General features: G+C 44.2%; 11 protein-coding genes. 3 read left to right on the top strand and 8 right to left on the bottom strand.

The features are described from left to right. Positions 1-65 precede the first annotated feature (65 nt). Positions 66-3,962, bottom strand: coding sequence for a phosphoribosylformylglycinamidine synthase (purL, locus tag AC3CH4_RS03150; RefSeq protein ID WP_488543280.1), 3,897 nt, complete (start codon positions 3,960-3,962; stop codon positions 66-68). A 329-nt stretch (positions 3,963-4,291) separates the two neighbouring features. Between purL and mltF the strand changes: the two genes are divergently transcribed. Then, the gene (gene mltF / locus AC3CH4_RS03145) at positions 4,292-5,860 is read left to right on the top strand and encodes a membrane-bound lytic murein transglycosylase MltF (protein WP_488543279.1); all 1,569 of its coding nucleotides are present in this window, start codon (positions 4,292-4,294) and stop codon (positions 5,858-5,860) included. Positions 5,861-6,176: 316 nt separating this feature from the next. Continuing rightward, on the top strand, positions 6,177-6,311 hold the full coding sequence (locus AC3CH4_RS03140; RefSeq protein ID WP_004735176.1) for a hypothetical protein: 135 nt from the start codon (positions 6,177-6,179) through the stop codon (positions 6,309-6,311). A gap of 58 nt (positions 6,312-6,369) precedes the next feature. On the opposite strand, the gene tadA is transcribed toward AC3CH4_RS03140, so the two are convergent. The 7 genes from tadA to AC3CH4_RS03105 all read right to left on the bottom strand — a co-directional run bounded on the left by tadA (position 6,370) and on the right by AC3CH4_RS03105 (position 13,170). Further along, positions 6,370-7,008: a tRNA adenosine(34) deaminase TadA gene (gene tadA, locus AC3CH4_RS03135; protein ID WP_171329468.1), complete on the bottom strand. Its 639-nt coding sequence runs from the start codon at positions 7,006-7,008 to the stop codon at positions 6,370-6,372. Between the two features lie 85 nt (positions 7,009-7,093). Then, entirely contained in the window at positions 7,094-8,383 is a 1,290-nt protein-coding gene (locus tag AC3CH4_RS03130; protein ID WP_488543278.1) for a hemolysin family protein, read from the bottom strand. Positions 8,384-8,597: 214 nt separating this feature from the next. Continuing rightward, positions 8,598-10,160, bottom strand: coding sequence for an AbgT family transporter (locus tag AC3CH4_RS03125; RefSeq protein ID WP_065607463.1), 1,563 nt, complete (start codon positions 10,158-10,160; stop codon positions 8,598-8,600). Between the two features lie 297 nt (positions 10,161-10,457). Further along, positions 10,458-10,868, bottom strand: a complete 411-nt coding sequence (locus AC3CH4_RS03120; protein ID WP_488543277.1) for a type IV pilus modification PilV family protein — start codon at positions 10,866-10,868, stop codon at positions 10,458-10,460. After that, the gene (locus AC3CH4_RS03115; RefSeq protein WP_065206898.1) at positions 10,858-12,093 is read right to left on the bottom strand and encodes a hypothetical protein; all 1,236 of its coding nucleotides are present in this window, start codon (positions 12,091-12,093) and stop codon (positions 10,858-10,860) included. The genes AC3CH4_RS03120 and AC3CH4_RS03115 overlap by 11 nt, the downstream gene beginning before the upstream one ends. Then, complete coding sequence (locus AC3CH4_RS03110; RefSeq protein ID WP_017087725.1) at positions 12,090-12,692, bottom strand: PilW family protein; 603 nt, start codon at positions 12,690-12,692, stop codon at positions 12,090-12,092. Before AC3CH4_RS03110 ends, AC3CH4_RS03115 begins: the two co-directional genes overlap by 4 nt. Next, complete coding sequence (locus AC3CH4_RS03105; RefSeq protein ID WP_017095315.1) at positions 12,670-13,170, bottom strand: GspH/FimT family pseudopilin; 501 nt, start codon at positions 13,168-13,170, stop codon at positions 12,670-12,672. The genes AC3CH4_RS03110 and AC3CH4_RS03105 overlap by 23 nt, the downstream gene beginning before the upstream one ends. A gap of 102 nt (positions 13,171-13,272) precedes the next feature. On the opposite strand from AC3CH4_RS03105, the gene AC3CH4_RS03100 reads away from it, so the two are divergent. Then, positions 13,273-13,707, top strand: coding sequence for a type IV pilin protein (locus AC3CH4_RS03100; RefSeq protein WP_488543613.1), 435 nt, complete (start codon positions 13,273-13,275; stop codon positions 13,705-13,707). Positions 13,708-13,779 lie beyond the last annotated feature (72 nt).

The following is a 13,779-nucleotide window of genomic DNA, read 5'->3' as shown; positions in this document are numbered from 1 at the left end:
CTGCGCTTTTAGCTTTTAGTTTTTAGTTAATCCAATCTAGATTAACGCAGCATGTAGGTAAGTGATTAACCCACATTCTTACGTGCGTTTTGGAACATACGCATCCAAGCACCATTCTCGCCCCAACCTTCTGGAGACCAAGAGTTAGCAACCGTACGGAATACACGCTCTGGGTGCGGCATCATGATAGTCACGCGGCCATCTGTAGTCGTTAAACCAGTGATAGCGTTTGGTGAACCATTCGGGTTGTTCGGGTATTGCTGCGTTTGGTTACCGTTGTTATCAACGTAACGTAGAGCAACTGTACCTGAGTTTTCAATCGCGTTTAGGTGGTCGTTATCACGCACTTCTACGCGGCCTTCACCGTGAGAAACAGCAATTGGCATACGAGAACCTTCCATGCCGTTGAAGAATACAGAATCAGACTTCTGAACTTCAACTAGGCTGAAACGAGCTTCAAAACGTTCTGATTCGTTACGAACGAAACGTGGCCAGTACTCTGCGCCCGGGATAAGTTCACGCAGGTTAGACAACATCTGACAACCGTTACACACACCTAGAGAGAAAGTATCTTCACGCTTGAAGAAGTTTTCAAATTGGTCGCGAGTAGAATCATTAAACAGAACTGATTTAGCCCAACCTTCACCAGCGCCCAATACATCACCGTAAGAGAAGCCACCACATGCCACAAGGCCGTTGTACTCTTCTAGTACCGCTTGACCCGTTAGGATGTCGCTCATGTGAATATCAGTCGCTTCAAAGCCTGCGCGGTCAAATGCTGCTGCCATTTCAACGTGAGAGTTAACACCCTGCTCACGTAGAATCGCCATCTTAGGTTTAGCGCCCGTGTTGATGTAAGGAGCTGCAATGTCTTCATTTACGTCGAAGCTTAGTTTCACGTTCAGACCTGGGTCTGAGTTGTCTTTCTTCGCTTCGTGCTCTTGGTCTGCACACACTGGGTTATCACGCAGACCTTGCATCTTGTGCGTGGTTTCAGCCCAGATAGTACGTAGTTCAGTACGGTTACGTTGGATTACAACGTCTGCGCCTGACTTAATCACTACTTCGTCTGATGCTTCAACAGAACCAATTATGTGTGAACACGCTTCTAGGCCATTTGCTGCAAGAGTAGAAAGCACTGCGTCTAGGTCATCGTTACGAACTTGGATTACCGCACCTAGCTCTTCGTTAAAGAGTGCTGCTAGCGTGTCTTCGCCTAGCGCTGCAATATCAGCATTCACACCACAGTGACCTGCGAACGCCATTTCAGCTAGCGTTACGAATAGACCGCCATCGCCTTTATCGTGGTAAGCCACAACTTGGTCGTTTGCTACAAGTGCTTGAACGCCTTCGTAGAAGCCTTTTAGCTGTGCCGCGTTGTCTACGTCTGCTGGCTTATCACCAAGCTGCTTGTAAACCTGAGCAAGTGCTGTTGCGCCCATGCGGTTTTGGCCGTTACCAAGGTCGATAAGAACTAGGCTTGTATTACCCTTGTCAGTACGAAGCTGAGGAGTAATCGTCTTACGAACATCTTCAACACGTGCAAACGCAGTGATAACAAGAGATAACGGAGATGTGACTTCTTTCTGCTCACCGTTCTCTTCCCACTTGGTCTTCATAGACATTGAGTCTTTACCTACCGGGATAGTAAGACCCAGTGCCGGACATAGTTCTTCACCCACGGCTTTAACCGCTTCGTAAAGACCAGCATCTTCACCTGGGTGACCCGCTGGAGACATCCAGTTAGCTGACAATTTAATGTGTTTGATATCGCCGATGTTGGTCGCTGCGATGTTAGTGATTGCTTCACCAACCGCTAGACGAGCTGACGCACCAAAGTCTAGAAGTGCCACTGGCGTACGTTCACCAAGAGACATTGCCTCACCGTGGTAAGAGTCGTAACTTGCAGCTGTTACTGCGCAGTTAGCAACAGGAACCTGCCATGGGCCAACCATTTGGTCACGAGCTACAAGGCCTGTAACTGAGCGGTCACCGATAGTAATAAGGAATGTTTTCTCTGCCACTGTTGGTAGACGAAGAATACGGTCAACCGCTTCGTTTAGTTCGATACCAGAACGGTCAATCGCAGGGTTGTTCGCTTTTAGCGTCTTCGCGTCACGGTGCATCTTAGGCGTTTTACCTAATAGGATGTCCATTGGCATGTCGATTGGCGTGTTGTCGAAGTGAGAATCTTCTAATTTAAGATCACGCTCTTCTGTTGCTTTACCAACTACCGCGTATGGAGCACGCTCACGCTTACAAATCGCGTCGAATGTTGCCATGTCTTTATCAGCAACCGCCATTACGTAACGCTCTTGAGATTCGTTACACCAGATCTCAAGTGGGCTCATGCCCGGCTCATCGTTTGGCACGTCACGTAAGTTAAAGATACCGCCACGCTCGCCATCGTCTACTAGCTCAGGAAGTGCATTCGAGATACCGCCCGCGCCCACATCGTGGATGAATGCGATTGGGTTCGCATCACCAAGCTGCCAACAACGGTCGATCACTTCCTGACAACGACGTTCCATCTCTGGGTTTTCACGTTGTACAGATGCAAAATCTAAGTCTTCAGAAGAAGAACCCGAATCCATTGAAGATGCAGCACCGCCACCAAGGCCGATGTTCATTGCTGGACCGCCAAGAACGATTAGGCTTGCACCTACTGGGATCTCTTTCTTCTGAACATGATCATCACGAATGTTACCTAGACCACCAGCCAGCATGATTGGCTTGTGGTAACCACGTACTTCTTCACCTGCGTGAGAGTTTACTTTCTCTTCGTAAGTACGGAAGTAACCTAGTAGGTTTGGACGACCAAATTCGTTGTTGAATGCTGCGCCACCAAGAGGGCCTTCAAGCATGATATCAAGCGCAGTCACGATACGGCTTGGCTTACCAAAGTCCGTTTCCCACGGTTGAACAAAATTAGGAATTTTTAAGTTAGATACAGAGAAAGCAACCAGACCCGCTTTTGGCTTACCACCAATACCTGTCGCGCCTTCATCGCGGATTTCGCCGCCTGAACCTGTTGACGCGCCCGGCCATGGAGAGATTGCCGTTGGGTGGTTGTGCGTTTCAACTTTCATCAAGATGTGTGTTTTCTCTTGGTGATAGTTGTACTGACGAGTTTCTGGATCTGGGAAGAAACGACCGACTTCAGAACCTGTCATTACCGCTGCGTTATCTTTATAAGCAGACAGAACGTGTTCTGGTGTCGTTTCAAAGGTGTTCTTAATCATCTTGAACAATGATTTTTCTTGCTTAACGCCATCGATAGTCCAATCAGCGTTAAAGATCTTGTGACGACAGTGCTCTGAGTTCGCTTGTGCAAACATCATTAGCTCGATGTCAGTCGGGTTACGACCTAGCTTCTCAGTGAAGCTTTCAAGAAGGTAATCAATCTCATCTTCTGCAAGAGCTAGACCTAGGGTAACGTTTGCTTTTTCAAGCGCTTTACGTCCGCCAGTTAGTAGGTCAACTTCCGCATAAGGAGCAGGCTCAGCAACAGTGAACAGTGCCGCTGCTGATTCGAAGTCAGTGAAAACCACTTCCATCATACGGTCGTGCAGAATTGCTTTCAGCTCAACAAGTTGAAGCTCAGAAAGTTCAGAAGAGGTTTCAATGTAGAAAGCAGTACCGCGCTCTAGACGTGACACTTTAGCCAGTCCGCAGTTGTGTGCGATATCTGTTGATTTTGAAGACCAAGGCGAGATAGTGCCTGGACGTGGCGTTGCAAGCAGCAATAAACCTTCAGGTTCATGCTCTTCAATCGTTGGACCGTAAGTCAGTAGCTTTTCTAGCTTCTCAACTTCAGACTCATCTAGGTCTGCCGTTAGATCAGCAAAGTGGGCAAACTCAGCGTAAATACCTGTTACAGGTAAGCTTAATTCACGACAAAGCTCTAAAAGCTTGTTAACACGAAACTCAGATAGAGCTGGGGAGCCACGCAAAATTCTCATGTGCTTACGTCTCTTATGCAGTTGATTAAGGTAGTATTGGAATAAATTCAGTGGGTTATAGGAACAACCTAACTGTTTTCTTCGAAGCTATTCCCGAAGGTTGCCAAACCTATGCCGATTCCACCTCTTCAATGCGAGCGCATTATAAAGCATTTCTTTTTGTGACGTAACACCAAAAGCAACCGTTTGCGTTATTTTTTTTATCTTTCTGTGTAAATGGTACTTTTGCTGCATTTATCACCACTTTTACAACTGTTTAAATAAACCTGCTTTGCCAGCCTTGCGGGGTTTGGTATAAAGGGGCTTCCACTTTTCGAGATTTCATTTTGATGCCTAAATTTACGCTCATCTTTTCGTCTAAGTTTCTTCTGCTCGCTATTGCCCTATTTGGGTTGGCTGGATGCCAGATTGAATCTGAACCTAAAAGTGTCCTTGAGCAGATACGAGAGCGTGGCGTTCTTCGTGTCGGCACCCTGAATAACCAACTCTCTTATTACATCGGTCCAGATGGTCCTGCTGGCTTGGATTACGAGTTAGCTCGCGAGTTTGCAGAAGAACTTGGTGTAAAGCTTGAGGTTAAACCCGCTTACCGTCTATCCGGCCTATTTCCGGCGTTAAAGAAAGGCGAGATCGATCTTATCGCAACGGGGTTAACACAAAACAGCAACCTGACACGTGCCTATCGCGCTGCGCCTGCTTATTACTATGTAAGCCAACAAGTCGTGTACAAAAAAGGTCAGTGGCGACCAAGAAACCTTGAGCAACTGATCAGGTTTGAGAATGAGCGTCAGGCTGATTTCGTAAAAGCACAAACTGAACCAGAAGAGGTAGCGTCTACTGACACATTGACGCCATCTTTGGTTGTAGTGAAAGACTCACACTTTGAGCCAACACTCAAACAACTACAGAGCACTCACGATGACTTTATCTACGATGCGATCGGCAATGCTGACATCAACGACCTGCTAAAAGAAGTCTCTACAGGGGAACGCTTGTTTACTGTGGCGGATTCGATTGAGCTGTCACTCGCACAACGTTTATACCCAGACGTGGCTTTGGCTTTTGAACTTACAGAAGACCAACCGATCTCTTGGTATTTACAGAAGTCTGAAGATGAAAGCCTTTATGCGCTGCTGATTGAGTTTTTCGGTAACCTAAAGCAGTCTGGTGAGCTCGCTTCACTGGAAGAGAAATATATTGGCCATATCGGCACCTTCGATTATGTCGATACTCGTGCCTTTATCCGCGCTCTAGACAGCAAGCTACCAAAATGGTCGCCACTATTTCAGAAATACTCGCAAGAATTTGATTGGCGCTTAATCGCAGCTTTGGCATACCAAGAGTCACACTGGAACCCAGTCGCGCGTTCTCCTACAGGTGTTCGTGGCATGATGATGTTGACGTTGCCAACCGCGAAGAGCGTAGGTGTAACCAATCGTCTTGACCCAAAACAGTCGGTACAAGGTGGCGTGGAATATTTACGTCGTATCGTGAATCGAGTTCCTGACTCAATTACTCAACATGAAAAGATCTGGTTTGCCCTCGCCTCATATAACGTAGGTTACGGTCACATGATGGATGCACGTCGCTTAACCAAAGCACAGGGCGGCAACCCTGACGCTTGGGGTGATGTAAAAGATCGACTTCCTCTATTGAAACAAAAGAAGTACTACAGCCAAACTCGATACGGCTATGCGCGTGGTGATGAAGCAAGGAATTACGTTGAGAATATTCGCCGTTATTACCAAAGCATTATTGGTCATGTGAACAAGCGAAATAAAGAAGAAGAAGCGAGCCTCGAAGGTTTGGTGGTTATCCCACCTTTAGAGATCTCGGGCGCTGAATCGACAATCAGTGCGGCTGAATCCGCTGTCGACGAAGCTGAGTCTTCCAAATAAATAAAAAGAGCAATGCTATATAGCGTTGCTCTTTTTTTTATACATGAGCCACTGGTTCGTATTGGCTAGTTCGCATTGAGAAACTAAACCAACAAAGTGACCGTTAAATTTTAGGTGTCATATTGCAGTAACAATCGAACTTTATAACGACACACCATAAGCGCCATGATGTTCTGTTGTATTCAGACACTGACAATCGCGATGGTTACTCAAAAAGTATCGCTAAGTTCGCGGCAGAGATCATAAACAAGTAACCACTATAATTAAAACTGAAGTCATAATTACAAAGCCAGACGACAAATAGGAAATCGTTGAAATGATGAAGAGTAAACTGAAATCGAAGCGCCTTGATAAGACCGTTGCTGCAAACCGTCGTAAGCGTATGCTTTCAAATAATAAGAAGAAAATCATTTGGCGCAACCGTGCTTTCATGCAGATACTTTCTGAGTAAATATACCGAGTAAGTTTTCTGCGGCACTCTTGCGATAGAGAGTGCCGAAAGCTTGCTGCTATTTTTTGTTACAGACCTTGTTCTTGTTACTGACCTTATTCTTATTACTTGCCTTGTCAGATTCTAAACACTGCTCTTCCAACAGACGGTCTTGCTTCCGTTTTTCTTTTATCTCTTTTCTACGACGCTTGAAAAACGCCTGCAACTGCTCACGACATTCTGCTTCTAATAAGCCATGCTCAACATCGGCATAGTGGTATGAGGCTTGGCTTTCAAAGAGATTCAATACCGTACCCGCAGCACCCGCTTTTAAGTCAGGTGCACCAAAGACAATCCGCTTCACTCGGCTGTGTAACAAGGCACCAGCACACATTGGGCAAGGCTCAAGCGTGACGTATAAGGTGGTATCAAGTAAGCGATAGTTTTCCAAGGCTTGGCCAGCTTTACGCAAGGTTTCGATTTCTGCGTGTGCCGTGGCATCGTGGCTGCCAATCGAACGGTTCCAACCTTCAGAAATAATCTCCCCCTCTTTCACCAACACAGCACCAACGGGAACCTCTCCCTCTTTCTCTGCTTGCTTAGCAACCTCAATGGCGCGTCGCATGAAGATTTCATCTTGAGGGGTGAATTGATGGTCTGACAAAGGGAACTCCAGAAAACAAAGGATAAGAACAAAAAAAGGTATGCGGAGAAGCATACCTAATCTTAGTAATAATGAACAATAAAGAGATAATGAACAACAAGCGTTGGCTTGTTCGTTTAATCTCTCGCTAGCGGCTTATCTAATTAACATCATCGCCTAGCTCATTGACTAATCTTGTCGCTTTAACACTCACGATACGGTTGTTCTCAACCGAGATGATTTCAAACTGCCATTGCTGACACTGAACCACTTCTCCCGTATCGGGTAAACGCCCAATCAGCCAAGTGACAAGGCCATTCAATGTTTGGAAGCCTTCGCTTTCCCCTTCTAACTCTGACAGCTCTAAGCGGTTCTTGAGCTCACTGATAGGGATTAATCCATCCACCAGCAATCCGTCTTCCACTTGTTCTGTCCATAGGTCATTGGGGTTATTGGATAACTCACCTGCAATCGCTTCAAGAATATCATAATGAGTCACAAGGCCTTGCACATCGCCATACTCGTCGACAATGAATGCCATCTCGGTACCCGACTCTTTAAAGTAGCCAAGTAGCCGCAGTGCCTTCATCGATTCTGGAACATAGATCGGCGACTTAGACAGCCCCATGATGACTTGAATACTTAAATTGCCTGCCTGATTCAGCAAGGCTTTGGACGACACCGTACCGACCACTTTATTGAGGTGATCTTGGCACAATGGAAATACACTGTGCTTTGAAGAGCGCAGTTTCTTAAATATCTGCTCTACAGGTTGCTCAATATCTAGAAAGTCGACATCTCGACGTGGCGTCATCAAAGAGCTTACAAGGCGATCATCAAGCTGCAAGATATTACGAATCATCTCTTGCTCGCCGCGCTCAATCACTCCAGATTCTGAGCCCTCTTTCACCAGTGCATGGATATCGTCTTCAGTGACACTATCTTCTTCACCGCCACGCCCCATCAGCTTTAAGATGCCTTCGGTTGACGCAGACAACGCAAACACAAACGGCGTTGCGATTTTAGATAACCAGAAGATTGGTAGCGCGACTAACACAGCAATGTTTTCAGCTTGAGACTGAGCAAAACGCTTTGGTACCAACTCACCCACAACAATCGCGAAGTAAGTAATACCGACAACGACTACCGCAGTAGACAAAATATTCGCTTGTGTTGGGTCGAATCCCCACAGTTCAAGTTGAACCGCAAGTGGAGCTGATAGCGTAGCCTCGCCCACGATACCGCTGAGTAGGCCGATTACCGTAATACCGATTTGAATGGTTGAAAGGAAGCGGGTTGGGTTTTCTTTGAGCTCAAGAGCAATCTGAGCGGAGCGATGTTTTTCGGCCAAGCGTTTCAACCGACTATTTTTTGCTGCTACCAGTGCAATCTCAGACATGGCAAACAGACCATTTAAAACAATTAACCCTACTAAAAGCAGAATCTTCATGTGGCTTGGATTTCCTAATTTTACCGGCCAACAATTAGCCGTAATCCGGAGTATAAGCTGAGTGCGTTTCTTTTGGATATAGAAAGTCTTAGCTATAAACATCTTGGATAAAAAAAACGGAAAAAAATAACGAAAAAAAGCCCGTACATTTCGGTGCGGGCTTCGATGATTTTATCTTACTAACTTTTGCTTTTATTACTTAGCGTTACTTATCTTACATTGTGTAAGTGTAAGGAGCTTGGATACCTAGTGGGATACCAAGAGCCCAGTAAGCTAGCAAGAAGATTGACCAACCGATTAGCATAGCAATCGAGAATGGCATCATTAGAGAAGCTAGAGTACCGATACCTGTCGACTTAACGTAACGTTGACAGTAAACAACAACCAATGGGAAGAACACCATCAGTGGAGAGATGATGTTAGAAACTGAATCACCTACACGGTAAGCCGCTTGAGATAGCTCTGGAGAGATACCCACAACCATCAGCATAGGAACTAGGATAGGACCAATCAGTGCCCACTTAGCTGAAGCAGAACCTACAAGAAGGTTAACTGCAGCCGTTAGTAGAATCATACCAACAACCGTTGCTTCACCAGGAAGATCCATCGCTTTCAAGCCTTCAGCACCGTAAAGCGCCAGCATAGTACCGATGTTTGATTGAGCGAATGCAGAAAGGAACTGAGCACAGAAGAACGACATTACAATGTATGCGCCCATCGTTGCCATTGTCTCAGACATCGCTTTGATAACATCGTTGCTATTCTTAAATGTACCCGCTACACGGCCGTAGACGATACCCGGAATGATAAACAGGATGAAGATCAGAGGAACAATAGACTTCATTACTGGCGCTGAGAACGCTGTTAGCTCACCTTCAGGCGAACGAAGTGCTGAGTTTTCAGGAACTAAAGCTGCGATAAGCAGACCAATACCCGCAACCATTGCCCAACCAGCAAATTTGAATGCTTTAGATTCAATCGCCGTGAACGTACCTAGATCCGGTGCTTGTTCAGCATCTTCATCTACAGGTGTTTTTGCAAGACGAGGTTCAATGATCTTCTCTGTCACATACCAACCGATACCAACAATGAGAACTGAAGACAAACCAGTAAAGAAAATGTTCGCTAGAGGGTTAACCACGTATGCAGGGTCAAGAACGTTTGCCGCTGTTTGAGTGAAGCCTGCTAGTAGCGGGTCAATACCTGAAGGAATGAAGTTCGCTGAGAAACCACCTGATACACCAGCAAACGCTGCTGCAATACCCGCTAGAGGGTGACGACCCGCTGCGTGGAAGATAATACCGCCAAGAGGGATGACTAGAACGTAACCTGCATCTGCTGCTGTGTGAGACACGATAGCAACAAGGATTAGCATTGGCGTTAATAGCTTAGCTGGCGTGAAGTTCAGCATCTTCTTAAGGCCAGTCGTAATGAAGCCTGAAGAGTCAGCAACGCCAACACCTAACATAGCAACAAGTACGATGCCTAACGGTGCGAAGCCTGTGAATGTGGTTACCATATTCGCTAGGAAGCTAGCAAGCGCTTCACCAGTAAGTAGGTTGTTAACTTCTAGAGCAGCACCCGTTTGAGGGTTGATTAGGTCGAATGAAAGGTTCGACAAAAGTGCAGATGCTACCCATACGATAACTAGAGCCCAGAAGAACAGAATTGCTGGGTCTGGAATTTTGTTGCCGGCGCGTTCAATGAAGTTTAGAAAGCGGTCCATCCCACTGATCTTCTCAGTCGATGGTGCTTTTTTTACAGCTTGGTTACTCATTGTAACTCCATATGTGATGTTGTTTGTTTAGGCCTAATAAAAGTTTTGACCATGGCCTATTGGTACAGCACATATTCTATTAAAGTCGCTGTTAAAAAGCACAAGGTTCCACATCATTTTCCATAAATGGAGACATATTTTGCAAAAATACTGTACAACAGCAACAATATAAAAACACAAAAAACACCATTCCATATACAGAGTTTTAACTGGCACGCAAACAATGTCCGAGGAGTGAAAACTATCAGTAAAGGGGATTCGTAGGCCTTGGCATGCAGTAAACGTTTGCTTAATAGATCAATCAAACTCACTGTATTTGGAAATCATAGTATGTAATTCGATAACTCGATTACTACCAAACCGGTCTTCCCATGAACTTGTTATCTGAACGGTCTTCAGCGCTCCAGATAAACTATTCGTCACTGTCCAATCAAGTTGATATTTAACATGCGAGTGATCCATACCATCAACAATATCCGTAGCAAAATCCGCAGGCGTTATACTCGATAAAGCGGCAGATGCACCACGAGTTCTAAACCATTCCAGCTTATTTTCAGCCAAATGCAGAGCTTCTACACTATGAATAGCAAAGTCAGATTTTTGCTCAACATACGTTTGTAATTTAATTAGCCCTAGAGAACCAACACCGATCAACAAAAACGAAATAAGCACTTCGATTAGGCTAAAACCTTCCTGTTTACAAATCATTCCATGAACCTTTTTGCCATTGAATTTGCATAAATTCTTTTCTTGAATTATCTATCACATCTTTATTAAATCTAAAATCCAGTGAATCAAAGAACACAGCGGCTTGGTTCGGTGCATCAAAGTACTGTCCGCCAGATACCGTAAATGCACCGTGTTGATAGTAAGAGGTGATAGTTCGATAGCTTTCTTCAATAACACTCGGGACATGATTCAGATGATTATTGGCATCATAAGACGCCCAATCGGCAGGTGTAGGTGAATAATCAACATTAAGGTGAAATAGTACACCTTTAAGATGATTTGAAGTCGCCCCTGTAGAAGGTTTTCCCATAAAAGACATCAGCCCATCATGAATTAAAATTGTAACTCCATTAGTTGAGGCTGTAGCATTAACTAAATCATTGTATTGCTCTTTAGTGATTTCACAGCCTCCTTCAACCCATAAATGATGATTACCTGCATTAATCAGTGTTGCCAGAACTTGCCCACAATTAGCTAGTATTTTGGGTGTCCCACTCCCATTGATCACAGAAAATGTCCCTTCATCTCTTATATCGTTATGCTTTTCAACCGGAACACCGAAAAAAGACTCAAAAGGTTGTACGCTTGAATCTAAGACAAAATCATTGCCATCCCCATTAGACAAATGATTATTACCTGTAACATTAGAGCAATCAGCCCCTGATGGATTTTGAAAAGCGGCATATGGAGGTACACCATGTACCACCCCTTTATTATCGATAGATGAATAGTGATAGCGGTTACGATATCGTAGCGCAACACACTCCCAACCATCACTACTTAAAACACCAGGATCTGGTGTTGAAAATGTGGTACTTGAATGAAAATAAACATCGGCACTCGACTGTATAGCACCAGAACTAAGTGAACCTCCAAATACGATATTTTTCTTCAAATGAGAATGCCCACTCGCAGACGATATTTGATAACCTGTTAGAGTAACATTAAAAACAGGGGTGATTTGATTCTTCATTGAGCACACTGAAATTGTAGGAGGAAGATTCCCTTCATTTTTAAACTGAGTAAACCCACACTCTAGACCACCTTCAGCCTCCCATTGCTGCTTACGTGCTTCGACCTCATTTTGAGATCTTTTTATTTGATAAAAAACTGAACGATAACTACCAAAAGTCAACATTAACGCCGTAACTAGTAATACACTTGTTGTAAGTAAAACAACCGCACCTTGTTGATTTTTATTCATCGCCAATTCCTATTTTTTACAATCACGCTTGATGAATAATTAACGGACGTATCTCCTACTAATTCAGCCGAAATCGTAATGGTTGCCATGCCTGAACTAACACCTTGAGCTTCAATGCTTGATTGATTGACATTGAAATCAATCACTCGTATTTGGTTCGGCTCAAAAATTGAAGAACATCCACTAGTAGCCGCTGATACCGTTTTTACGATACTGGAGGGACTATCACAAACTTTGACTAAGCCGGAATCAAATACAAAAGCAACATTTCGAATCTCTGATTGATGAGCATATGCAAATGCGACAATTTTGGAGTCTGGTGAGATATATAAGGTATTTGTGGCTCCTGATAATTTTAGAGACACACCTGTCCCTCCATCGTAGCCTGCTCGCTGGATATCCTCTTTAAAGTATTGAAGAGTGCCTGAAACTTGTTGTAATAATAGTAATTCTTTACTTCTCTCGGATGCGATGTTTTGTCCCGATATAAATACCGACCCCACACTTCCAATAACTACAATTCCCAAAATAGAAGAGATCATTAATTCGACTAATGTTGCACCGAATTGCTGCCTCTTAAGTGCAGGTCTGATAACCATAAAAGTCTCCTCCCACACCACAGATTCTCATTCTTCCAGAAGTACTATATGTTATAAGCTTTAAAGGCTTAGAGTTCATATCAAATAAGAGATGCCCATCTTTAGCTTTACCGTTTACTCCACTAAATTTAATTTGTTCAGAACTGTAGTTAACGGTGAAATCTATGTTTCGAAATGAAACTCCTTCCATTGTAAGGATTGCGGTACCGGTATTCGGAACATCGAATTCAGTCAATTCAATTTTCCAATCACCGGTGTCATTTGAGTTACCATTCATTAGAAAATGAGCCCAAAGATCGGTATTTCTCATAACTGCCTCAGATTTCGCCTGCATCATAAAACCATTCAGCTCGGTAGCTAGCCGTTGCATTTTCACTGTTTCCGAGACCGAACTAAAACTTGGAGCGGCAACTGCCAATAATATAGAGAGCACTGATATGGTTATGAGTAGCTCTAAGAAGGTAAACCCGCGAGACATTTCCCAAATTCCTATGTAAACCGATACGTAACCGTATTTAATCTTGCAAGGATGCTACCACCGAAGAAAAATAGGCTGAATATAGAGAAGGAACTACTCGTGATGATTCGAAAAAATAAATGTAACAACAACAACTTAAGTAACAAAGGGATGACATTGATCGAACTATTGATCGCAGTGGCTCTTATTGGAGTGCTAACCGCTATTGCCTACCCAAGCTATACCGAGCATGTAATAAAATCCCATAGAACAGCAGCATTAGCTGATATGGCAAAAATACAACTCACGCTTGAGCAGTCTTACAATGGTGTATATAGCTGGGGAAGTATTGTTTCAGGAGGGGCTTGTACTATGTGTGAATCACCAAGTGATCGCTATGTATTTTCTGTCGCAAGTTCAAGCAGCATGGCATATATAATAACTGCCACGGCACAGTCAACTAAGGGGCAAAGTGGTGACTCTTGCTTAGGCACTCCCAAAACAATGACGCTAAAATCTTCAGGTGAAGAATCCCCTGTAGATTGCTGGAACCAGTAGAAATTAATGCCCTTGGTTTGATTAAAGAATGACTAAGCATATACATGGCCGCATTTTTTAACTAAACGAGAT

The organism is Vibrio sp. QJM3NY_26, assembly GCF_057786005.1.
The sequence above is the reverse complement of the archived record's forward strand: the minus strand, read 5'-3'. Positions and strand labels throughout refer to the sequence as shown.